Genomic DNA, 23846 nt, shown 5'->3' with positions numbered 1-23846 from the left:
ATGCAATACTAATTTAAACAGGCTCTTACAGATTCTAAAAATAGTTATTTTATTTTGTCCAAGAAGAAAAACCGGTTTTCAACAACTCTTTCTGTGCTTTTTTCATGTTAAAATCGCGACTTAATTTGCCGTTTTTGAGGGCTTTTTTACATCGCTGATAATCAGTCTATTATAGAGGCGGAAAATATAAAGGTTATTTTTGAAAAGATATCCTTTATTTTTCAAAACATAAAGGATATCTTTTTAAACATATAGTAATGTAAAAAAAACAGCTCTTATTTTTCTTTCAAACGCTTGTCTCTTCTGTAGGCAAAATAGAAAACTTGCGGAAGCACGGTGAAAGACAAAATCATACTTATCAGAATTCCTCCCACAATCATAATGGCCAACGGTTTTTGTATTTCCGACCCCATTCCGTGTGAAAGGGCAGCCGGAAGTAAGCCCATGGATCCCATCAGGGCAATCATCAGCACAGGGCGCAGACGCTCGGATACGGCTTCGTTTATGGCTAAGCGAAGATTGTTTGTGCGTTGCATTTTAGATTTCATCAGTGCGATAAGCAAAATACTATCTATAGAGGTTACCCCGAACAGAATAATGAATGCAATACCGGCCGAAATGCCAAACACCGTATTTGTTACCCATAGCGATATAAATCCACCGATAAAGGCGTAGGGCATTGTGCTCGCCGCGATCAAGGTGTCTTTTACTGTGCCGAAATTCATGTAGAGCAAAAACAGGATAAGCAGGATAACAGCCGGAACGATAATGGCCAACTGACCGGTGGCACGTTGCTGGCTTTCGAATTCGCCAGCCCAAACCATCTTGTTTTCAGGGAGTAAAGGTACGTTTTCCGTCACTTTTTTCTGTGCCTCGTTTATTGTCGAACCCAAATCGCGGTCGCGGATACTAAAACCTACACCAACGTAACGACTGCTGCCATCGCGATAAACAAATGTAGGGCTCGTAATGAACGAGATGTCGGCGATCTCTTTCAGCGGCACGTATTTTTTATCCATTGTGGGGATAAGAATATTTCCAATCTTATCCTCATTGTCTCTGTATTCCTGCTGAAAACGAAGTTGTACATCAAATATGCGTTCGCCTTCATAAAATCTAGTCGCGGCTTTTCCGCCGATAGCCATTTCGATTACCGCTTGCGCATCCGCCATCGATACACCATAATGTGCCATTTGTGCTTCCTCCAGTTTTATTTGCAATTCGGGCAATCCGATACTTCGGAATACGTTTACATCTTCAACACCCCGTATGTTTTGTATCACAGAAGCGGTAGAGTCGGCAAGAGCTTCCAGTTTATACAGATCATCGCCGTATATTTTTATAACCAAGGCACTCTTTACACCGGCTACATATTCCTCTACATTATCCTGAATAGGTTGGCTGAACCCAAAAATAACACCCGGATAGATATCCAATGAATCCTGCATTTGCTGAATCAGTGCTTCCTTCTTAATCTTTCGGCTCCATTCTTTTTCCGGTTTCAATTCTGCGTGAAATTCGATATTAAAAAATCCGGTCGCATCGGTTCCGTCGTTCGGGCGTCCTGTTTGCGATAGCACAAACTTTACTTCGTCAAACTTCCGGAGTTTTTCTTTCATCTCCTGCGTTATTTTTACCGACTCGTCCAGATTCACGCTATTCGGCAATGTGGCACGGATATAGATTGCCCCTTCATTCATGTTCGGAATAAACTCTGTGCCCCAGAACATAAAACGGGTTAAGCAAACCAAAAGAACTAAACAGAAAGCGGCAATAGTTCCCTTGCGGTAACGCGAACTGAATGCAAACACCTTGTATTGAATAGCTATAAAGAATCGGCTGATGAAATTCGATTTCTCTTTTATTGGTTTGGTCATCAATAACTTGCACATCACGGGAACATAAGTCAACGCCAATATCAGCGAGCCTAACAACGCATACCCCAAGGTGAAGGCCAGCGGCGAAAACATTTTTCCTTCTACTTTCTGAAACGAGAAAATAGGGAAGAGGGCAACCATTAAAATGATCTGTGCAAAGAAAATATGAGAGGCCACGCTGCTTGCGCTTCTTCTTATCAAACCACTTTTTAAGGTGCGGGTAAACCGTTCGCCCAACTGATTACTCCGCTTCTTCATCGCTACAAATATGATTTCTACAATAACGAGTGTTCCCTCCAAAAGCAGTCCGAAGTCCAGCGCGCCCATTGAGATCAGATTTGCCGGTAAGCCCTGAATGCGTAACATGATAATGGCAAAAAGGAATGAAAGTGGAATAACCGTAGCGACAATAACGGTGGTGCGCCAGTTAAACAAGAATATAAACACAACGAGGGATACCAACAAGATGCCTTCCGCCAGATTTTTAACCACCGTATTAACGGTTGTCTCCACCAATGTTGTGCGATCCAGAAACGGCTCTATCCTTACTTCAGCCGGGAGTATACGATCATTTAGTTCGGCAATCTTGTCTTTTACCCCTTTGATTACCTCTCCCGGATTCTGTCCGCGCAGCATAACCACAATACCTTGTACAATATCGTCTTCATCATCCAATCCGACTTGTCCCAAACGTGGCTTGGACGATATGCCGACCGAGGCAACCTGTTTCACACGTATGGGAGTGCCCCCGCGTGTTTCTATCAGGATGTTTTCAATGTCTTCCACGCTTTCAAGCAGACCGATACCCCGCACCACAAAAGCCTGGCTTCCTTTCTTTATAATATCTCCACCTACGTTTACATTGCTGTTTGATACGGCCTCGTAAACATCCAGCGGAGAAAGCTCGTAATTGGCGAGTTCCACCGGATTGACTTTTATTTCGTATATTTTCTCTTCTCCGCCAAAACTGTTGATGCTGGCTACGCCGGGCACCGACAACAGTTCGCGTTCTACCACCCATTCGTTTATCGCGGTTACTTCACGTATGGGTAAATCGCTTTTCAACACATAGCGGAAAATTTCGCCGGTGGCTCCCGACGGTGGTTCGATAGATGTATCCGCGCCTTCGGGCAGATCAAGGTCTTGCATCCGGTTGGAGGCGTATTGCTGCGCGAAGAAATCGTCTACACCATCTTCGAAAAGAACAGTTACCACCGACAAACCAAATAGAGATGTAGAACGTACATCTGTTTTACGGGGAATGGTATTCATCGCCCGCATAACGGGCAAGGTTACAAATTTCTCCACTTCCTCTGCGCTACGGCCGGGCCATTGCGAAATAATACGTACACGCGTATTCGTTACATCCGGATAAGCCTCAATAGGCGTATTGAAATAGCACGCTATACCCGTTATAAAGAGAATGGCGGTCAAGAAAAGAACAAACACATGATTGCGAAGGGCAAAAGCAATTATATTTCCTACAAATTTATGCATAACCTAATATTATTTAAGACCGGAATAGATTAACAACTGATTTCTGATAACTACCTTTTCGCCTTCTTCCAATCCTGAAGCGATGTAAGAAGTATTGCCATTATGTCCTTGCAGCAGCACCTCTTTATACCTGAACAGACCTTCCGACTCTTCTACTACTACGTGATAGCGATTGTTGTCAAAAATGAGGGCATCCGAAGGTATCGCAATGCTGTTTGCCCGGTTCTTGCTTTTCAGTTTTACAACAACCGACATTTCCGGTTTGAATTTCAGCGCTGTATTTTGCATCACGATCCTGGCTTTTAACACTTTCTCTTCCGAATCGAAAACCTGTGGTATATAACTGATTTTACCGTTAAACACTTCTCCGGGATAGGAGAGAGAGGTTATCTCTACCTCCATACCTTCGTGTACAAATTGCAGATTTCCGGCGTATACGTTAACAAGTATCCATACCGTGTTGAGGTCGGCAATAGTAAACAAAGGCTCACTGCCTTCGGATACCGTTGTGCCGGATGAAGCGTTCTTTTCAATGATATACCCTGCGATAGGCGCTTTTACCGCGAATGTGCCGTCTGCTTTTTGTATGCCGTAGACCGCAATGTCTGCATTCGTTTTATTTAGCGAAGCCTGTACTTGCTTTAGCTTGCCTTGTGCTTCGAATAGCTCTTTCTCGGAAAACATGCCGTCGTTATACAAACTTTGTGCTGTGCTAAGTTCGCGCTCGGCCAATTTTTCTTCCGTTTCTAACGACGTTTTTTCAGACAACAACGTACTTAGCTCCGTACTACGCATATCAAGCAAGTTTTGTCCTTTTGATACTTTTTCCCCTAATGAAAAATAAGTCCTGTCAATAACACCATTAAGCAGGGGTAAATAATGGATTGTTTTTTCCGGATCGCATGCTACCTTACCGGCAAGTGTTAATTCCTGTTCCTGACTACTCATTTCCGCAGGGATAGTCTGCACCTTTTTTAAGAAAGCATCTTTGATTAGATTTTCTTTCTGCTCTTTTTTATCTCCGTTACCCGAACAGGCCGACAAGAAAACTGTTGCCAGTACAGCTAAAACTATATTTCTGTTTATCATAAAGCGTTTGTGATTTCTGTTCCTACTATATATTGTAATTCTTCAAATTGCATCCGCATCTTTTTCCGTGCCATCAGCAGCGTTTGCCTGTTGCTTTTGTACGCCTCCATGAAATCGATATATTCCACCATGCTGATGTTTCTGTTCAATAAATTTTTGGAATATACATCCAGCATCGTGTCGAGCTGGGTAAGCAGATCGTCTGAACTGATCTTCCGGTAAAAATTATAGGCATCGGAATAGTTGCTGTAAGCTTCCACCGTTTCGTGTTGTGCCTCGTTGAGCAACTGTTCCTCCAACTGCAAACTTTGCGCGCGACTTATCTTCGCGGCTTTGATTCCCCCTTGATTCCGGTTGAAAAAAGGCAGATCCATGCTTACACCAAAGCCCACAAAGTCTCTCCACACCCCTCCGCGACGGTCGTAGGCGACACTGAAGGTAAGATCGGGTATACGTTGTGATTTTTCGTAAGCCAATGATTTGTCAAAAAACTTAGTCTGAAGTTGACTTCGCTTTATATCGGCTCTGCCGGTCAGGGTTTGCCCTACTAATTGCGTCAATAGGATTGATTCCGGTGCTATCGTTTCTTTCTCAACATCAATCAACTCAATACGTATCAGCGGATCGATGCACAGCAGTGATTTTACTATTTTCAGTTGTTCATTCAGGTCTGCTTTCGTTTCATTCTCTTCATTTTCGATTTCAAGCAATGACGATTGCAGCCTGAGCATTTCCGTTTTTGCGATGTTTCCTTGCAGCAGCTGGCTTCGGTAAGAGGTTATCAGCCGGCTTATTGCTTCCTGTTGCGTAGATAATACGCCCAGGTAGTTTTGCAAATAGATGATTTCATGGATTGCCCTTCTTAGTTCTATCTTTAACCCACGTAAAACAAGTTCAAATTCCTGAACAGCGATTTCTCTGGATACTATCTCTCTGCCAACCAGTTTGCCTTTTTTGTTTGCCGTTTGAATCAACTGACTCAGTTCAAGGGAAAACTGTGTGTTTCTGGCAAAAGAGCCAAACACCGGAGGGATAACTTCCGCTTCACCTTCGCGTTGCCCTTGTGTAGTCCAAAGATTTACGTCGCCAACCGAAAGCGTAGGATTATCCCACAACCGGGCCTGCAAAATATCAGCGTCGGCCATGCTGATATTCATTTGTTCCGCGATGAGTTGAATGTTTTGTTTCAGGAAAACGGCCTCAACGTCCGCAGGAGTAAGCTTTATTGTTTCTCTATACTGAGCAGTACCCTTAGCGCATAGCAATAGGAAGCCAAAAAAGAAGAAGTATTTTTTCATATCTACAACAATCTATTTTGGATGCAAAGCTATTTTCTAAAGATTAGAGCAGCTTTGGGCTTAGATTAGAAGTAGATTAGAATGTGTAATAGCGTATATAATAACGCTTAAAACGTGTTTGCCTGTTTGTCGGGAAGAATCTGCCTCATCAGCGCTACAAATATGGAGGCCATGCGTTGTTGAATGTATTTATCGGTTCCTTGTTGCGGATGCCAGCCAAATTCCGTTTCGCCTATCTTTTGTGAATCTAACGAATACAACAAACTTGTTTGTTTGCCGGTTACCGGGTGTACTGCATCTTTCGAAAAACCAATGTATTTATCAAATTCGACTAACGGAAAGCCCCATTTTTGAGCCAGTTTGCGCACGGTGGAGTTATACAGCGTTCTGCTATCATGCCAATTGGTACACAAAATGATGGTTGCCGGTTTTCCGGATGTTGTTCCATAGTACTTTGATTTCGGATTGTTCTTCAGCTCATAACATTCGGTTATGTATCTTTTAATAAGATAATCAAAAGCCACAGCATAATTACTTCTGTCGAAAGGAGTGGCGTAATCCGTATGTTTATCTAGCAGGAAATATTCATCAAACACATCCTTATTGTGAACATGCATAATCACGAACGCGTCGATGTTTTCTAATTCTTCAAGAGAATACAAAGAACCACTGATCATTCGGTTGGCAGCATCAGCAATAGCTTCTCCTCCTATGGCTCTGTTAACAGGCTGTGCGTTCAATGTCCGACAGCCAATTTCGAACCACCCGTTGTCTGACGATGCGAAAGATGCTCCCGTCAACAGTATAGTATAGTTTGTAGCATTTTGTGAAAATAAAAAATTGCTCATCGATGCCGTGATAAACAAGACAATTACAAATATGTTTTTCATCTGATAATATGGGTTTATTTACAAAAGTAGTTTAACTGTTTAATAAAAAAAACCGGGCACCTTATAAAATTGATGCCCGGATACTTTATGTAAGATTGTATTTATAGTTTTAAGCGCACTGCCGGAGCATAGTTGTATTTTGCTTCGGGAGCATCTATCAAGGCTCCAACCCTGAAATAATATTCCTTACCAGATTGTAGTGAAGAATTTGCAGCCAAGTCTATTTCGAGCGTATACAAGGTGCTTCCAAGAGTTGTCGTATTCACATCCTGATTGGCTGACGCCGTATGCAGTTTCCATCCTACATTGGGTTCCTGATGCGCAAATAAAGTCAGCTGTTTTACATCGTTTGTTACCGTTTGTTCGATTTTAAATGTTGCCACAACTTTATTTCCTACTTTAGAAATCTCCGCGTTTTTGATACGTATATAAGGTTGTACCTTAAAATCGACCGTGTTATTCCCTTTTTTTACCGTAATATCCTGTTTTTCCACAGGAACAAAATTACCCCGTACAGGCTGCATGGTATAAGAAGCGGCAAACATTAGATTGTTTTGGTAAGTTCCGTCATTTTTCACGATCATATACTGCGTGTGTGGATTATCGAAACCTTGTTCTACAAATTCTATCTGCATCCCATCAACAATATCCTGTTCGATGAGTTCGTTGGATTCCATATCATATATCCCTCCTTGTATTGTAGCATTCGGCGCATCGTAATTGTCAATATCAGTAAGCCCACACGATGCAAAAAATACGGAAAAGGATAGAAATGCGATATATAATTTATTCTTTTTCATACGATTGTAAATTAAATAATGCTGATTATCAGCAATTTACAAAACCCCAAAAATCAAGCAAAAAACGAGCAAAAAAAACTGTTTCACCCATGTCACCCAGAGCCTCTCGAAGTATCCATCAAATCAATAACCCATGTCACCCAGAGCTTGTCGAAGGGTCTCATACCAATCCAGTTGTCATCTTGAGCTTGTCGAAAGATCTCATCCCAAGTGACTATTAATTAACGAAGCCTTATGCAGAGATCTCTCCACTCCGGTCGAGATGACAGGGGAGGGATGGTTGAGATAACAGGGCAGGGTGGTTGGAATGACAAAGAGGGAGGTCGAGATGACAGTGAGGATAGTCGGGGTGAGGTGAGGGAGGAAACGATTCATGACTACAAGAGATTTCCTGTCGTCATGAATCGTTGAAAGTTTTATATTACAATGTTACTCCGGTCTTGAAGATCGCTATTTCCCGGTAGTTGTTTTTCTCGTTGTGTGTATGCGTGCCGCTGGCTACGGCAACTACAAATTCGATAAACTTCCGGCAGACATGATCCATTGTTTCACCTTCTAACAATACGCCCGCATTGAAGTCGATCCAGTTGGGTTTACGCTGAGCGAGGTTTGTATTGGTGGAAATCTTTGCAGTGGGAACGAATGTGCCGAATGGAGTGCCTCGTCCTGTGGTGAATAGTACAACGTGACAACCGGCTGCGGCAAGGGCAGTACTGGCAACTAAATCATTACCCGGTGCACTAAGCAGGTTAAGCCCTTTTTCTTTTAACCGATCGCCATACATCAACACGTCGCGTACAATAGATGTACCGGACTTTTGAGTACAGCCCAACGATTTTTCCTCCAATGTAGAAATGCCTCCGGCTTTATTACCCGGCGAAGGGTTTTCGTAAATCGGTTGCTTGTTCTCGATAAAGTAGGATTTGAAATCATTGATCAAGTGAACGGTCTTATCAAACACCTCTTCGTTCTGACAACGGTTCATCAGGATTGTTTCGGCTCCAAACATTTCAGGAACTTCTGTTAATACGGTTGTTCCTCCCTGTGCTACTAAATAGTCTGACAGCGCACCCAATAATGGATTGGCGGTAATGCCGGAGAATCCATCAGAACCTCCACACTTAAGTCCGATTTTTAATTCGCTAACGGGTATATCCGTCCGTTTATCTTGTGCGGCAAGCTGGTACAATTCACGAAGAAGCTCCATTCCGGTTTCTAATTCGTCAGACACTTTCTGTGTTTCCATGAAGCGGATACGTTCTGTGTCATAATCGCCCAGAAACTCTTTAAACGCTTTCACCTGATTGTTTTCACAACCCAGTCCGACGATAAGCACTGCCCCGGCATTGGGATGCAAAGCCATATCGCGAAGTATTTTACGCGTGTTTTCGTGATCCTCACCCAGCTGTGAGCAGCCATAATTATGTGTGTACGCAAGAATAGCATCTACACCGGCTTCCTGTGTTTCCTTACGAAGTTGCTCTGCCAAACGGTTAATGATACCATTTACGCAACCCACAGTGGGCAGTATCCATACTTCATTCCGAATACCTACGTCTCCGTTCTTACGGCGGTATCCTTTAAACGTCAGATTTTCTTTTGCCGGTAAAACATGAGCCGGTTGAGGTGAGTAGGTATATTCCTGCAAACCATCCAGATTCGTTTTTATATTCGTCTCGTTTACCAAAGCTCCGGTTTTAATCGCTTCACGCGCATGTCCGATCGGATAACCATATTTAATAATAAAGTCACCCGCATGGAGATCCTTTAAAGCGATCTTATGTCCGGTAGGAACATCTTCGGCTACTATTATTTCTTTTTCGTCAATCAGAATAGTCTCGCCGGCAGTCAAATCAGTAATTGCAACTACAACATTGTCGGTTGTGTGAATTTGAATATATTTATTGCTCATAGTATCTCTTTTACAACGTCAATCATACCTTTTTCATCTATCGCTTTCAGATAGCCGGTCACCATGTCAGTAAGTCCTGATAGATTATTCAGGTCTTCTCCCCAAATAGATGTCGCTCTTAATACGCCTTCGGCAACTTTTCTGAAATCTCCGGAGGCCCATAAACCTTGTACCATTTCTATAATTTCAGGGGCATCGTTCGGCTCAATCTTTACTCCGTCTTTCCGTACACCACCTTTATAATAGGTAATGATTGCGGCCAGACCTAAAACAAGTGCTTCAGGAAGTTTGCCGGTACGTTTCAGGTATATTTTTAAACCAGGGAGGTCTCTTGTTTCGTATTTCGGGAATGAATTCAACATGATAGAAACCACAGAATGATCTACAAACGGGTTATTAAAACGTTCCAACACGTCGTTTGCGAACTTCACTAACTCTTCTTTCGGCAAATCAAGTGTTTCCAACAGTTCATCAAACATCACTTTATGGATGAATTTCCCTAACACTTCATGTTGACAGGCATCTCTAACAATATCAACGCCGGATAAAAAAGAAACGGGCGAAAGAACGGTATGCGGACCATTCAACAAAGTTACCTTACGTTCGTGGTAAGGCTCTTCACTGGGAACGAACAATACGTTTAAGCCGGCCTTATCCGCAGGAAATTCTTTTGCTACAGACGCGGGAGCTTCAATCACCCACAAGTGGAATACTTCTGCCTGAACAACCAGGTTGTCGTTATAATCCAATTTAGCCTTGATCCCGTCAATTTCTTTTCGGGGGAATCCCGGAACAATACGATCTACCAATGTGGCATAAACTCCGCAAGCATCGGTAAACCAGGCTTTGAAGTCCTCGCCTAATGCCCATAGCTCAATATATTGGTAGATTGTTTCTTTCAGTTTATGTCCGTTCAGGAAAATCAATTCGCAAGGGAAAATGATCAGCCCTTTGGATTTGTCTCCATTAAAGGTCCGGAAACGGTGATATAATAATTGGGTAAGTTTTCCCGGGTAACTTGCGGCAGGTTTATCGTCCGGTTTACAGGCAGGATCAAATACAATCCCGGCTTCAGTCGTATTTGAAATAACAAAACGCATCTCCGGTTGCTCCGCCAGTTTCATAAAACTATCAAATTCCGAATAAGGATTCAGTGCACGGCTGATAGAAGAAACTAAAGTTAATGAATTTACCTTTTCTCCTTTTTCCAGTCCCTGCAAATTAACATGATAAAGGCAATCCTGTTTATTCAGCATGTCGGCCATTCCTTGCGCGATAGGTTGCACAACAACGACGCTACTGTTAAAATCGGCCTTTTCATTCATTTCGTGTATCATCCAATCGGCAAAAGCGCGGAGAAAATTACCTTCTCCAAATTGAATGATCCTTTCAGGGAAAAATGGTTTTGTGACTGTTTCTTTGTTCAATTCTTTCATGACAGCATTTCTTAATCTTTAATGTTCAACTCCTTGTTTTTTGTATCCGGGAATTTTCGGTTATTCACCGTTATATTACTTGTATGTTTAAGAATAACGGGCGAACCTGTTTCCGGGATAATCTTCACACCCTGTAAAGATACATCTTCCGCATGAATTATCTCAGCCCCGAACTTCGAACTTATATGAACATCCTCTATTTGGACATTTTTTATCTTCATTTCCGGCAATCCATTAAAGTACATTGCCCTACGCGCGTTCTTACATGTAACTCTTTTGATGAAGATATTTTGGAATGACGGGGTTTCTTTTGTGACCTCAGGAATACGCGTATCGACTTCTTTTCCGTCTTGAAGATCTTCCATGGCCGACTTTCCGCTATAAAAGAGGTCGAACAATAATGGCTCAGTCGGAATATCAATCATCTGTATGTCTTCGATCCAGATGTTTTCGACTAATCCGCCCCGGCCCCGCGTACTTTTAAACCGAAGTCCGACGTCAGTACCTAAGAAGGAGCAATCTTTTACATAGATATTATTCACTCCCCCCGACATTTCACTCCCCACAACAAAGCCTCCATGCCCATGCAATACCGTATTGTTACGGATAATTACATTGCGGCAGGGTTCATTTCTATCCCAGCCGTCTTTATCTTTACCGGATTTGATGCACATCGCGTCATCACCCACATCAAACAGATTGTTTATGATCAAAGCTTTATTGCAGGATTCCAGATCAAGACCATCTCCGTTCTGTGAATACCAGGGATTAAATATTCTGACACGATTCATTATAAAGTTCTCACAAGAAAGCGGATGTATACTCCAGCAGGGAGAATTCCGAAAAGTTACCCCTTCCAACAAAACATTCTTACATCCGACCAGACTTACAAACACTGGACGCAACCAATGGTGTATCGCTTCCCATTCGGCATCGGTTTCCAGATTTTGCGGATTATTAAACATGTCGCTTACCCGATGTCCTCTAAGTGATTCTTCACTTGGATACCATGCGTCTTTTTTTTCATTAACAACTCCCCCGGAATTTATCAATGTATTCCACTGGCTTGTTGTTAACTTTTCTTTCTTCACAAATCGCCAGGCGTCGCCCGAACCATCAAACACTCCTTCACCTGTAATTGCGATGTTTTGTTCGTTTTTCGCATAAATAGGAGAGGTGCTTCTACGGGTATTAAGGCCTTCAAAAGAGGTTTCAATAATTGGATAAAGCGTATGATCCGGATTAAAGACAATGATCGCGTTTACCTCCGCGTGAAGATTCACATTACTTAATAAACGGATAGGACCGGTACTCCATACGCCTGCCGGAATAACTACTTTTCCTCCTCCGAGTTCCGCAATTTGTTTAATGGCTTGATTAATCGCGTCCGTATTGTCTGTCAGGCCGTCTCCAACAGCTCCTGTAGATGTTATTGAAAGCGTGCGATCCGGGAATTGTGGTCTGTTCAGTATTTCCGTTTTAAAAGGGACACCATCGTAATAAGAAGCAAAACTTTGCTCTGCCGAGGTATTGTTTGTTGCCTTCAGTGTAAAACTCGTAAGACTGCCTCCTATCAACAGCGCATAGAATAAAAATCCGACAATGTTTCGTTTCATGGACATTAAATATAGGTTTTACAAAAATTATTTAAATCACAATTTTACGGTAAATCGCTAAATACTACGGGTAATAATTGTTCGATTAATAGTATTATTTAAAAACACGTCTTATGGAACTGAAAGACCAGTTTTTTCACATAACTGAACAATCTGTTCACATAAAGTTGCGTAGTCCTTCTTATTTTTGCATCAAACTAATTAAAACCCGCAAGGGTAATTTAAATCTATCTATCATGAACAAACTGATTAATACAAAGCGCTTGCTTAATGGACTCATAGTTTTATTTATGAGTTTCTACAGTGTGATAGCTTTTGCACAGGGACGTCAGCTTTCAGGAACAATCACCGATGTAACCGGTGAGGCTATGATTGGAGTGAATGTTCTGGTAAAAGGTACTACCAATGGTACAATCACAGATTTTAACGGAGAATATAGCATTCAGGATGTTTCAACCAACGACATTCTTGTTATTTCTTACATTGGTTATATTACCCAGGAAATCCCGGTGGGTAATAATTCTACATTAAATATATTGTTAAAAGAAGACTCACAGGCGATAGATGAAGTTGTCGTTATTGGTTATGGTGTGCAAAAGAAAAGCGACCTTACCGGTTCTGTAGGTTCTGTAAACAACGAAAAGCTACTTTCTAAAGGTTCTACTACCGTAATGGAGTCCTTACAAGGACAAGTGGCCGGAGTAGATATTTCTCAGTCGTCCAGTCGTGCAGGGGAAAGTTTTTCAATTCAGATTCGTGGGAAAAGCACATTGCAGGAAAATGCGTCTCCTCTTTATGTAGTAGATGGTGTTGTTACGGAAGATATAAATTTTCTGAATCCTGCGGATATTGAGAAAATCGATATTCTAAAGGATGCGTCATCAACGGCTATTTATGGATCGCGCGCTACGAACGGTGTTGTGATGGTTACCACAAAACAGGCTCAAAGCGGTAAAGACGAAGGTCGGGTTTCTGTTTCTTATGACGGTTACGTAGGTTTAAGAACCGTTGCCCGTATGCCTGACTTTATGGATGATGTGGAATGGATGGATTTCCGCTACATGAAATACACCACTCCTGTAAAAGACGCGAACAAGAACTATGTTGTAAACAATGGAAAGCTGGCCATGGAAATGACCAATGGCAACTTGCTTTCGGTTTGGAATGACAAAGGAAAAGATATCAGCACAAAAATGAGACAACAATATCAGGATCGTGACTTTACGGATTGGCGTGACCTGATGTTGAGTAACGGAGTGCAACAAAACCATTTTGTTAATGTTGCCGGTAATACAAAGAACACAGCATACCGTGTAGGTGCCGGTTATCAGCAAGAAGATGGCGTTATGGGTGATAAGTATGATCGTATGAACCTGAAAGTGGCTATTGACGGTAAAATCAGCAGCAAGGTAACATTAGGCTCTTCGGTTAATCTGGCTGTTACCAATAAAGACTTCGGTAGCCAACGTGCTGTACAGGAATCATTCCGCGCAAATGGATATTGGCTTCCTTATAATACAGAAACCGGAGAAATGAATTATATGCCGGGAAAAGACCTCGCACCGGGACAAGAATCGAGCCTTACGTTTCCTGCCGGATTCTCTTCTTCAGTGAGTCCGCTGATCGACAAAGAACACGCTAAGGACAACACAAAAACATACAATGTGCTTTCCAATATTTATCTGCAGTATCAACCGATCGATGAAGTAATATTGAAAACTACGCTTTCTCCTACTTACAAATCAAGCAGAAGAGGGGAGTTTTATGGTGGTTTGTCTTCTACAAGATCATCTACTTATAACGCAACATCAGCGCCGGAAGGTGAATCTTTAGCTAAACGGACAAATGAAGAATGGTTCAGCTATACATGGGATACACAAGCCAATTATGTGAAAACCATCGGCGATCATAATTTCAATGCCATGGGATTGTTCAGTATGTATCGCTCGCAATACGAAAAAGCAGGATTCCATTCGGTAGGTGTATTGCCAGGAACGGATTGGTACAATATGGGATCGGGTTCCAATATACAATCTCCATCAAGTGGTTATAGCGAAGTCTCCATGATTTCTTACGCGCTACGTTTAAATTATGGTTACCAAGGAAAATATTTGGCTACGTTATCTTCCAGATGGGATGGTAGTTCTAAATTCCAGTCGGGAAACAAATGGGGCGTTTTCCCTTCTATGGCATTAGCCTGGAGAATAAGTGAAGAAGAATTTTTGAAAGGCAACGCTGTAATAAGCAACTTGAAATTACGTACGAGCTTAGGATACACCGGTAACAACGGCGCGGTAGGAGCTTACGACACGCAGGCTTTAGCCAGTAAATTATATTACTACGGATTTGGCTCTACAATAGGTAAAGGATACGGACCAAACGGAATTGTAAACGAAGATCTTAGTTGGGAAAAATCAACAGAAGTCAATCTGGGACTCGACTTTGGTTTCTTCGACGGAAGAATCAGCGGAACGATAGACTGGTATAACAAAGACTCCAAAGACTTGTTGATGGAACAAAAGTTATTGCTTGAGCAAGGAGCTGAGAACGGAACGATGTGGGCAAATATCGGAAAGGTACGTAACTCCGGTATTGAAATCGGCTTGAACACGGTAAATGTAAATACAAAAGACTGGCATTGGAGTACTTCCTTTACATTCTCTGCAAACAAGAATAAAATCCTTGAACTGCAAAACGGTAAAGAAGACATGCGTGCGCAACGTTGGTTTATCGGACAGCCGGTAGATGTGATCTTCGATCTGGAAGAGGCGGGTATCGTTACGAAAGAAATGGCTTCACAGGAACAATACGAAAAATATGGTTACTTCGAAGGTTCGATGAGCTATGTGGATCAAAACAAAGACGGAAAGATCGATGATCAGGATCGTGTAGTACTCGGACATCGTCTTCCTACCTGGACCGGAACATTCTCTTCTTCGCTTCAGTGGAAAAATTGGGATTTCTCATTCTCTATTAATACAAAACAAGGAAGTAAAACGTATAGTCCGTTTATGGATGAGTTTACCGACTATTCGGATCGTGGACGTACGAAACTTAAAATGGATTTCTATATTCCGGAAGGAGCTCCGATTTTTAATACCTATATTGATGACAACGGTATATTACAATCAGACAAAACGGTAATGGCTTCGTCTACACATTATGGATCTTATCCTTATCCGACAAACGATGCGGCGATCAATCACGGAGGAGGTAACGGATGGAGAACTGGAAAGAACACAGAATTCAACTCAAACGGAGTGGTCAATAATTCTTTCGTAAAAGTAAAGAATATCACAGTCGGATATACTTTCCCGAAAACCTTGCTGCAAAAAGTAAACATTCAAAGTTTACGTATTTACGCCAATGTGCTGAATCCATTCACTTTCACAAAATATAAGGGATTTGATCCGGAATGGGCAGAGGCAGAAATTAGTAATGGAACCGGTGGACCAAGTTCTGTTGCTTACCAGATTGGTCTTAATGTTAAATTCTAACCTATAAAAACAAAAAGTCATGAAAAAGATATATATAGGAGTTTCAATGTTCCTGCTTATGGTTTTTTCCGCTTGTTCCGACTTTATTGAACAAGACAACAAGGGTAACATCGGACAACCCGATTATTATTCTACGGCAGCCGGATTTAAAAGTCTTTCGAATGCGTCATATAGTATGTTGAGAACATTATATGGTGATGACCCCTGGCTATATGTGTGCGGTACGGATTTGTTTGCAAACGGTCGTACTTCTTTACCCGCAGGTTTAGGCACTTACGGACCTTCGCTTACGGAAGCCAATACGGAAGTTAAAGATTTCTACACCAATTACTACAAGGCGATTTCTCTAACAAATGATGTTGTTTATTGGGGAGGAAAGGCGGAAGCTAACGCTCAGTTAGTGGCCGAAGCCCGTGGGTTACGTGCCATGTATTACCTTACATTAGTACAGCAATTCGGAGGTGTACCTTTGGTAATTGAACGAAATGCTACTATGATTAATGAAGTACCTCGTGCTTCAGCTGAAGATGTATTCAACTTTATCATTAGCGAGTTGACGGAACTAAGTGGTTCATCGGCTTTGGCAGACAGAGCATCGGGAACAAACTTTGGACATTTTGACAAGCGTGCTGCTAATCATTTTCTCGCGAAAGCTTATCTGACTAAAGGGTACGAAAGTTTTGGTTCGGCTACAGACTTTGCTGCAGCTAAAGATGCGGCCGACAAAGCAATCGGCGGTATGAAACTGACAACTCCATTCGCTACCTTGTTTAATATGCAGAATGAAGAGAACGAGGAAATCATATTCTCCGTTCAGTATAATATCAACACTGTAGAAAACGAAACAAAAGGAAATAAGCAACAAGCACATTTCGGAGCTTACCTGGATGGACCGGAAAAAGGGCATAAATATACTTCTTCCACATTAACCCCGACTTTACGTATGCACGAGGTATTCGCGTCTTCTCCAAAAGATGAAAGATATGATGCCACATTTATGCAGGAGCTGAGAGAAAGTTATTGGGATTTCTATGACGATGGAAAGAAAAACTCCAGCAAGGTAACTTATTATTACGCTCCATCCTGGGCGTCAGACGAAGCTTCTATCGCCGCATGGCGAGCTGAACTGCCAAGCCGCGCTAATGCGATTGTTATTCCAATGATCGAAAAAGGACCAAACATCGGTGGACAAACAACTACTTACAATTCTAAGATGCGTGAAGATGTATATGGTGTTGCCTCCTTCCGCAAGTTTGACGACACAGACAGAAAAGGAACATTCGCTACAACCGCGTCTATGCACGACATCTTCCTTGCACGTGTGGCCGAAACTTACCTGATTGCTGCTGAAGCATTGATCAAGGGTGGCAAACCGGGCGAAGCTTTAGTGTATGTTAATGAAGTAAGGGGAAGAGCGAAAGCAACGCTTGCAACCGAGAAAGAGATGACTGTAGATTATATTCTGGACGAACGTGCAAGAGAGTTAGCCGGCGAATACCATCGCTGGGCAGACTTGAAACGTACAGGAAAGCTGGCTGAATATGCGGAAAAGCATAACCCGGACATCTCTACCGGTGCTGTTGGCGAAAAAGTGCTTCGTCCGATTCCGCTTGCGGCAAGAGAACTGAATCCTGCACTTACTCAAAACACCGGCTATTGATTGCCTGACAAAAACGAAAACAGACCTTGTGCGGTATAATCAACTGTTAAAATGCAATGTTTAATTCATAGGGTCTGTTTTTGTATAGGTTGTGTATTTCAGATAAGAAAATAGAAGAATGAAAATTAAGAATTTCATATTAGTTTTTATGGCACTCTCACTCATGTCCTTCCAGCAAGGGCATGAGTTGACTGTTTTTATGATAGGGGATTCGACAATGGCGAATAAGAACCTGGATGGAGGTAATCCTGAAAGAGGGTGGGGGCAAATGTTTGCCGCTTATTTCCCGAAAAACGTTCGTGTCGCTAATCATGCGGTAAACGGGAGAAGCAGCAAAAGTTTCATCGACGAAAATCGTTGGGACGAGGTGCTTGCTCAAATTAAACCGGGTGATTACGTATTCATTCAATTCGGACATAACGATCAAAAGGAAGATGCCGCGCGTCATACCGATCCGGGATCTACTTTCGACGCAAATTTGAAACGTTTTATTCATGAAACACGCGCTAAAAAAGGTATACCGGTTTTATTCACATCAATTGTAAGACGGCATTTTAATGCGTCCGGACAATTAACCGATACGCACGGAACTTACGTAGAAGCGACTAAGCGCGTGGCAAAGGAAACCTCAACTACTCTCATTGATTTGAATAAACTGACACATACGTGGGTAGAAGAAGCTGGTGATATACCTTCACGTGATTTTTTCATGTGGGTAAAAGAACAGTCTGTACCCGCATGTCCTGAGGGAAAGAAAGACAATACCCATTTAAATATAAAAGGAGCCCGTATCGTAGCCGGAATGGTTGCGAAAGCACTACAAACCGAACTTCCTGATTTAGCACGTTATGTGCATAACGTTGATTTTGTTGTGGCTAAAGATGGTTCCGGTGATTTCTTTACCATTCAGGAAGCGATCAATGCCGTTCCGGATTACCGCAAAGAAGGACGCACTCGTATATTGATACGGCAGGGTGTTTATTACGAAAAACTGATTGTAGCCGAATCAAAGATAAACGTTTCTTTGATCGGAGAAGAAGGAACGGTTATTTCGTACGATGATTTTGCGGCTAAGAAGAATTCTTTTGGAGAAAACAAGTCGACTTCCGGATCCTCAACGGTCTATTTCTATGGGAATAATCTTTATGCGGAAGGAATTACTTTCGAGAATACCTCCGGTCCGGTAGGACAGGCGGTTGCTTGTTTCGTTAGTGGAGACCGAACCTTCTTCAAGCAATGCCGTTTTCTCGGTTTTCAGGACACACTCTATACTTACGGTGACAGAAGCCGCCAGTATTACGAGGACTGTTACATCGAAGGAACTGTAGACTTTATCTTCGGCTGGTCAACGGCAGTTTTCAACAGATGTACAATCCACAGTAAGGGAAAAGGATATATCACTGCGCCATCTACCCCTGAAGGTGCTACCCACGGATATGTTTTTCTCGATTGTATGCTAACTGCTGAAGATGATGTAGATGGGGTTTATCTCTCTCGTCCGTGGCGTTCTTATGCGAAGGCCGTTTTCATTCGGTGTGAATTAGGCAAGCATATACACCCGGCCGGTTGGCATAACTGGGGAAAAGAAGACGCGGAAAGAACTGTTTTCTTTGCGGAATTTGAAAACGCCGGATCAGGAGCCGCCACCGAACAAAGAGCCCCTTTCGCACAGCGATTGGAATCTATCGAAGCCTATTCTATTCCACGCATAGTATCAGGCAATGACAATTGGAACCCGTTAGTAGAAAAAGAAACTTTACTGACAGAAAAGAAATAGACCTCATGTAGAAAGTGCAGAGATGATTATATTTGAATCTATTTTCTTATACTTGTAATGATAGTTTTCAAAAATGATTAGAAAAAAACTTAGCATATCGTTCTTATTTTTGTTTATTGTGTTTGTTGCGCAAGCACAATGGCAATGTGTGTTCACCCATTATTCATCAGATGAAGGATTATCTCAGAATTCGGTGATGAATATCCTGGAAGATAAAAAAGGATATATGTGGTTTGCCACTTGGGACGGTATAAATAAATTCGACGGGTATACTTTTAAAACGTACAAATCAAGTGAGAACAACAGTGTAAGTCTGACGAACAACCGGATCGATTTCATGGTGGAAGATTCGCTTGGTTACATCTGGGTGCTGACATACGACAACCATGTTTATCGCTTTAATCCTTCTACGGAGTTTTTTCAGCAAGTTCCCGATTCCGGAGAAACGAATCTCACCTTTACCTCCATTCAGGTTATAAATGACAAGCATATTTGGTTGCTTACAGAGCGAGATGGTGCTTACCGGGTAACGGTTGATAAAGAAACCGCTCGGTTTACAATAGATACTTATTCCAATCAGGCTGCTTCTTTCCCCTCGATGGAAATTAGTAGTGTAGCAGAAGACAGCGACGGAAACCAATGGCTGTTAAGCGAAAACGGTCTGGGTATGATTCCTCCGGGAGAAAAACAGGCCACCTTCCACTTTACCGATATCCAGTCTTCATTCAAGCGGCAAAAACAAGCTTTTTTCTGTATGGAAGAAACGCCGGAGCATCTTTATTTTGGCACAATGACCGGACGTATCTGGTTTTGCGACAAGCAGACAAAAATATTCCGGTTAATTCAACTGAATACTCCGTCTGATATTTTAAACATTAAAACAATTGATAACGAAAAACTGGTTGTCGCGACCCGTGACGATGGCTTATTCCTCTATTTACCGGCAACAGAAACAGCTACTCATTATTCCAACACCACCAATCCCAAACTTCCCGGCAGGAAGATACTTTCCATCTATGTTGACAGGGAAAAAGAAATATGGCTCAACCTGGAAGACGCCAAAGGAGTTACTCATTTTAATCCATATACCCATATAATAAAGCAAGAGCTTCTGGAAGTAGAAATAGGCAGTGCCTACCGTTCGCAACCGGAGTTTAAAATTCACGAAGATACAAACGGCTACTTATGGGTACATCCTTTCAATGGGGGTCTCTCGGTTTTCGACAGAACGACCAATTCGCTTCGTCCGTTTTATAATAAGCCGGGGGCGAAAGACTGGAAATTCTCTAACAAGATCCATTCCATTGCATCAGACAGACAAGGGAATCTTTGGATGTGTACACACTCAAAAGGATTGGAGAAAATTTCTTTTCTTCCGGATTTATTTAAGTTAGATCAACCTGTTTCTCTGAACTATGAATCATTGAGTAATGATGTACGCTCCTTGTTTGAAGACAATCAGTCACGCTTGTGGATGGGGCTTCGTGATGGGAAAATTCGCGTATATGATAAGCATAGTAATTTTCTTGGCTTTCTGACTAAAGAGGGTGCTCTGGCTAAAAGTAGTGAGCCTATCATGGGAGTGGCTTACCATATTATGCAAGATACTAACGGAATAATCTGGATTGCGACAAAAGGCGACGGATTAATTCGGGCAGAAGAGAAAAACGGACGCTTTCAATTAACACAATACAAAAGTAATGCTGACGATTTGTATAGTCTGACTGACAATAATCTGTATAGCATTCACGAAGACCGTAACGGAAGGCTTTGGATTGCTTCCTTTGGCGGTGGAATAAATTATTTAGAGAAAAGAGAAGATGGCAAAATAATTTTCATCAATCACAAAAACAACCTGAAAGGGTATCCGATTGATGTTTGTTACAGGTCGAGGGTTATTTATTCGGATTCCGAAGGCATGATCTGGGTGGGTACAACTTCCGGACTGGTGGCTTTCAATAGTAATTTTACAAGTCCCGAAACAATCACTTTCCATCACCACAAACGTACACCCGGCAATAGCGAGAGTTTGAGTAACAACGATGTATATTGGATTACGGAAACACAAAACGGCGAACTGTATTTCGGTACATTCGGCGGCGGGTTAAACCGCTTAAAGCAAAGACACGCAAATGGCGACATTGCATTTGAATCCTTTACTACGAACGACGGGCTGCCGAACGATATCCTTTTATCTGTTCAGGAAGATAGCCAGGCGAACTTGTGGATAAGTACAGAAAACGGCTTATGCAAATACCTGCCCGACGAGAAAAGAATGGAGAACTATAACGACAAAAGACTGGATATCAAAGCCGGTTTTAATGAGGCGTCTTCTATTCGTATGAAAGACGGCACACTGCTTTTCGGTACAAGTAACGGGATTTTGTCTTTCTCTCCGGAAAAAATAGCTAAAAGTACGTTTGTTCCACCGCTAACCTTATCCAGATTACAGATAAACAATGAAGAAGTAAGGCCGGGAATACATAAAAAATTACATTGTATTCTGGATGACATGGATAAACTTACGCTTTCACACAAAGAAAATGTGTTGAGTCTCCATTACGCCGCGATCGACTCGAAGGCTCCGGAAAATATAAAATACGCTTATATATTGGAAGGCTTTGATCAGGAATGGTCTTATGTGGACGGTCAGCGCGTTGCTACGTACACGAACCTGCCTAAGGGAAAGTACATATTCCGGGTTAAGTCAACCAACAACGATGGGGTATGGGTCGATAACGCGAGAAGCCTTCCTATTACGATTTTACCTTCGTTCTGGGAAACCCCGTGGGCCCTCATCTTGTATGTACTCGGAATAGTAGGGATTATTTTTATTGCGGTCTATATTCTGTTTACTATTTTCCGTCTGAAACGTGAGGTTTCGGTAGAACAACAAGTGTCCGACATCAAGCTTCGCTTTTTTACGAATATTTCTCATGAGCTGCGAACACCGCTAACCCTGATTGCCGGACCGGTAGAGTATGTGATGAAAAATACGCCTCAAACACCGGAAGCCATGAAGCAGTTGCAATTGGTTGAAAGAAACACAGACCGTATGTTACGCTTGGTAAATCAGATTTTAGATTTCCGGAAAATGCAGAACAAGAAAATGAAACTACGTGTACAACGTATCGAGGTAGTTTCATTCGTGAAAAATATCATGTCTAACTTTGAAGTATTGGCGGAAGAACACAAAATCGACTTTATGTTTGAACATGAAAAAGAACAGTTGTACTTATGGGCAGATGCCGATAAATTGGAAAAAATCATATTCAATCTACTGTCCAACGCATTTAAATATACACCCATAGGCAAGATGATCAAGGTGTTTATCCGCGAGAACGAACAAACCATCAGTCTCGGTGTGCAGGATCAGGGAATAGGTATTCCCGCCAATAAAAAAGACAGCCTGTTTGTTCGTTTCGAAAGTATAGTCGATAAGAACCTGTTTAATCAATCCAGTACAGGGATAGGGCTTTCTTTAGTTAAAGATTTAGCCGAAATGCACCAAGGAACCGTCTCCGTTGAAACCCAGCTGGGAGAAGGAAGTACATTCTCGGTCGAACTGAAAAAAGGGAAAGAGCATTTTGACGAAACTGTAGAGTTCATTTTGGCAGACCATTCCGGCAAACAGGAACTTCGGCAGGAAAAGCAGTTGAATATAAATCCGGAACAACCCGATACCTTGACCGATGAGTCGTCTAAACAAGTTATGTTGCTTGTGGAAGACAACGACGAGTTGCGTTTATTCCTTAGAACGGTTTTTGCCTCCGAATTCCGTATTGCCGAAGCCTTAAACGGTCAGGAAGGAGCAGAAAAAGCGCTTACGTTGATTCCGGACATTATCATCAGTGATGTGATGATGCCTGAAAAAGACGGACTCGAACTAACCCGGATAATTAAAGAGAACCTCTCTACCAGCCATATCCCGATCATTTTATTAACGGCTAAGTCTGCCTTGGAAAACAGATTGGAAGGACTTAAGTACGGTGCCGACGATTATATAACAAAGCCGTTCAGTTCTGTCTACCTGAAAGCAAGGGTGGAAAATCTGCTGGCTCAACACAAAAAGCTTCAGGAACTTTACCGGTCCACATTGATGGCTCCGGTGTCTGAAACCGAGAAAAAAGCCCCGATTGATACTTCCGGCATGTCTCAAAACGACAGAAACTTCCTGAATAAGTTGGTTGAGATCATGGAGGCGAACATGGATAATGGAGACTTGATTGTGGAAGATCTGGTGAAAGATCTGGCGGTAAGCCGTTCGGTGTTTTTTAAAAAATTAAAGGCGCTTACAGGCTTAGCACCCATTGAGTTCATCAGGGAGATGCGTGTGAAACGCGCTGCCGAATACATCGAAACCGGAGATTATAGTATGTCTCAGATATCCTATATGGTGGGTATTAATGATCCGCGTTATTTCAGTAAATGCTTCAAACAACAGTTTGGCATGACGCCTACCGAATACAAAGAACAGAAAACACGCGGATAAATTAA

Annotated in this window: 13 protein-coding genes; 5 read left to right on the top strand and 8 right to left on the bottom strand. The window is 42.1% G+C overall.

Features of this window, described 5'->3' with window-relative positions:
• Positions 1 to 275: 275 nt before the first annotated feature.
• The 5 genes from B9Y81_RS11455 to B9Y81_RS11435 form a co-directional block, all read right to left on the bottom strand.
• The gene (locus tag B9Y81_RS11455) at positions 276 to 3374 is read right to left on the bottom strand and encodes an efflux RND transporter permease subunit (protein ID WP_085537058.1); all 3099 of its coding nucleotides are present in this window, start codon (positions 3372 to 3374) and stop codon (positions 276 to 278) included.
• A 9-nt stretch (positions 3375 to 3383) separates the two neighbouring features.
• Positions 3384 to 4463 carry an efflux RND transporter periplasmic adaptor subunit gene (locus tag B9Y81_RS11450; protein ID WP_085537057.1) on the bottom strand — a complete coding sequence of 360 codons (1080 nt, stop codon included), beginning with the start codon at positions 4461 to 4463 and terminating at the stop codon, positions 3384 to 3386.
• Positions 4460 to 5761: a TolC family protein gene (locus B9Y81_RS11445; RefSeq protein WP_085537056.1), complete on the bottom strand. Its 1302-nt coding sequence runs from the start codon at positions 5759 to 5761 to the stop codon at positions 4460 to 4462. The genes B9Y81_RS11450 and B9Y81_RS11445 overlap by 4 nt, the downstream gene beginning before the upstream one ends.
• Before the next feature lie 107 nt (positions 5762 to 5868).
• Entirely contained in the window at positions 5869 to 6651 is a 783-nt protein-coding gene (locus B9Y81_RS11440) for a DUF5040 domain-containing protein (protein WP_085537055.1), read from the bottom strand.
• 101 nt (positions 6652 to 6752) lie between these two features.
• The gene (locus B9Y81_RS11435) at positions 6753 to 7451 is read right to left on the bottom strand and encodes a DUF3823 domain-containing protein (protein WP_085537054.1); all 699 of its coding nucleotides are present in this window, start codon (positions 7449 to 7451) and stop codon (positions 6753 to 6755) included.
• A gap of 234 nt (positions 7452 to 7685) precedes the next feature.
• Here B9Y81_RS11435 and B9Y81_RS15310 point away from each other — a divergent pair, with 234 nt between their 5' ends.
• A complete protein-coding gene (locus B9Y81_RS15310) occupies positions 7686 to 7862 on the top strand; it encodes a hypothetical protein (protein ID WP_176221487.1) in 177 nt (58 codons plus the stop codon).
• A 10-nt stretch (positions 7863 to 7872) separates the two neighbouring features.
• Here the strand turns inward: B9Y81_RS15310 and B9Y81_RS11430 are convergent, their stop codons facing one another.
• From B9Y81_RS11430 to B9Y81_RS11420, 3 genes are read right to left on the bottom strand one after another with little or no spacing between them, the layout of a single operon-like run.
• On the bottom strand, positions 7873 to 9363 hold the full coding sequence (locus B9Y81_RS11430) for a UxaA family hydrolase (RefSeq protein WP_085537053.1): 1491 nt from the start codon (positions 9361 to 9363) through the stop codon (positions 7873 to 7875).
• Positions 9360 to 10799, bottom strand: a complete 1440-nt coding sequence (locus tag B9Y81_RS11425; protein ID WP_085537052.1) for a tagaturonate reductase — start codon at positions 10797 to 10799, stop codon at positions 9360 to 9362. Before B9Y81_RS11425 ends, B9Y81_RS11430 begins: the two co-directional genes overlap by 4 nt.
• A gap of 11 nt (positions 10800 to 10810) precedes the next feature.
• Entirely contained in the window at positions 10811 to 12415 is a 1605-nt protein-coding gene (locus B9Y81_RS11420) for a glycoside hydrolase family 28 protein (protein WP_085537051.1), read from the bottom strand.
• Between the two features lie 236 nt (positions 12416 to 12651).
• Here B9Y81_RS11420 and B9Y81_RS11415 point away from each other — a divergent pair, with 236 nt between their 5' ends.
• The 4 genes from B9Y81_RS11415 to B9Y81_RS11400 all read left to right on the top strand — a co-directional run bounded on the left by B9Y81_RS11415 (position 12652) and on the right by B9Y81_RS11400 (position 23841).
• Positions 12652 to 15912, top strand: a complete 3261-nt coding sequence (locus tag B9Y81_RS11415; RefSeq protein ID WP_085537765.1) for a SusC/RagA family TonB-linked outer membrane protein — start codon at positions 12652 to 12654, stop codon at positions 15910 to 15912.
• A gap of 19 nt (positions 15913 to 15931) precedes the next feature.
• Positions 15932 to 17572, top strand: a complete 1641-nt coding sequence (locus tag B9Y81_RS11410) for a RagB/SusD family nutrient uptake outer membrane protein (protein ID WP_085537050.1) — start codon at positions 15932 to 15934, stop codon at positions 17570 to 17572.
• A 118-nt stretch (positions 17573 to 17690) separates the two neighbouring features.
• Complete coding sequence (locus tag B9Y81_RS11405; RefSeq protein WP_085537049.1) at positions 17691 to 19349, top strand: pectinesterase family protein; 1659 nt, start codon at positions 17691 to 17693, stop codon at positions 19347 to 19349.
• Between the two features lie 73 nt (positions 19350 to 19422).
• A complete protein-coding gene (locus B9Y81_RS11400; RefSeq protein WP_085537048.1) occupies positions 19423 to 23841 on the top strand; it encodes a two-component regulator propeller domain-containing protein in 4419 nt (1472 codons plus the stop codon).
• The last annotated feature ends 5 nt before the right edge of the window (positions 23842 to 23846 follow it).

This window comes from Massilibacteroides vaginae, from assembly GCF_900178525.1.
GTDB classification, from domain to species: domain Bacteria; phylum Bacteroidota; class Bacteroidia; order Bacteroidales; family Tannerellaceae; genus Massilibacteroides; species Massilibacteroides vaginae.
This window is presented reverse-complemented; position numbering and strand designations above follow the sequence as displayed.

Excerpts from the sequence above, each read along its gene's own strand:
- B9Y81_RS11455 (WP_085537058.1), bottom strand. The coding sequence starts at position 3,374 with ATGCATAAATTTGTAGGAAATATAATTGCTTTTGCCCTTCGCAATCAT.
- B9Y81_RS11450 (WP_085537057.1), bottom strand. The coding sequence starts at position 4,463 with ATGATAAACAGAAATATAGTTTTAGCTGTACTGGCAACAGTTTTCTTG.
- B9Y81_RS11445 (WP_085537056.1), bottom strand. The coding sequence starts at position 5,761 with ATGAAAAAATACTTCTTCTTTTTTGGCTTCCTATTGCTATGCGCTAAG.
- B9Y81_RS11440 (WP_085537055.1), bottom strand. The coding sequence starts at position 6,651 with ATGAAAAACATATTTGTAATTGTCTTGTTTATCACGGCATCGATGAGC.
- B9Y81_RS11435 (WP_085537054.1), bottom strand. The coding sequence starts at position 7,451 with ATGAAAAAGAATAAATTATATATCGCATTTCTATCCTTTTCCGTATTT.
- B9Y81_RS15310 (WP_176221487.1), top strand. The coding sequence starts at position 7,686 with ATGCAGAGATCTCTCCACTCCGGTCGAGATGACAGGGGAGGGATGGTT.
- B9Y81_RS11430 (WP_085537053.1), bottom strand. The coding sequence starts at position 9,363 with ATGAGCAATAAATATATTCAAATTCACACAACCGACAATGTTGTAGTT.
- B9Y81_RS11425 (WP_085537052.1), bottom strand. The coding sequence starts at position 10,799 with ATGAAAGAATTGAACAAAGAAACAGTCACAAAACCATTTTTCCCTGAA.
- B9Y81_RS11420 (WP_085537051.1), bottom strand. The coding sequence starts at position 12,415 with ATGAAACGAAACATTGTCGGATTTTTATTCTATGCGCTGTTGATAGGA.
- B9Y81_RS11415 (WP_085537765.1), top strand. The coding sequence starts at position 12,652 with ATGAACAAACTGATTAATACAAAGCGCTTGCTTAATGGACTCATAGTT.
- B9Y81_RS11410 (WP_085537050.1), top strand. The coding sequence starts at position 15,932 with ATGAAAAAGATATATATAGGAGTTTCAATGTTCCTGCTTATGGTTTTT.
- B9Y81_RS11405 (WP_085537049.1), top strand. The coding sequence starts at position 17,691 with ATGAAAATTAAGAATTTCATATTAGTTTTTATGGCACTCTCACTCATG.
- B9Y81_RS11400 (WP_085537048.1), top strand. The coding sequence starts at position 19,423 with ATGATTAGAAAAAAACTTAGCATATCGTTCTTATTTTTGTTTATTGTG.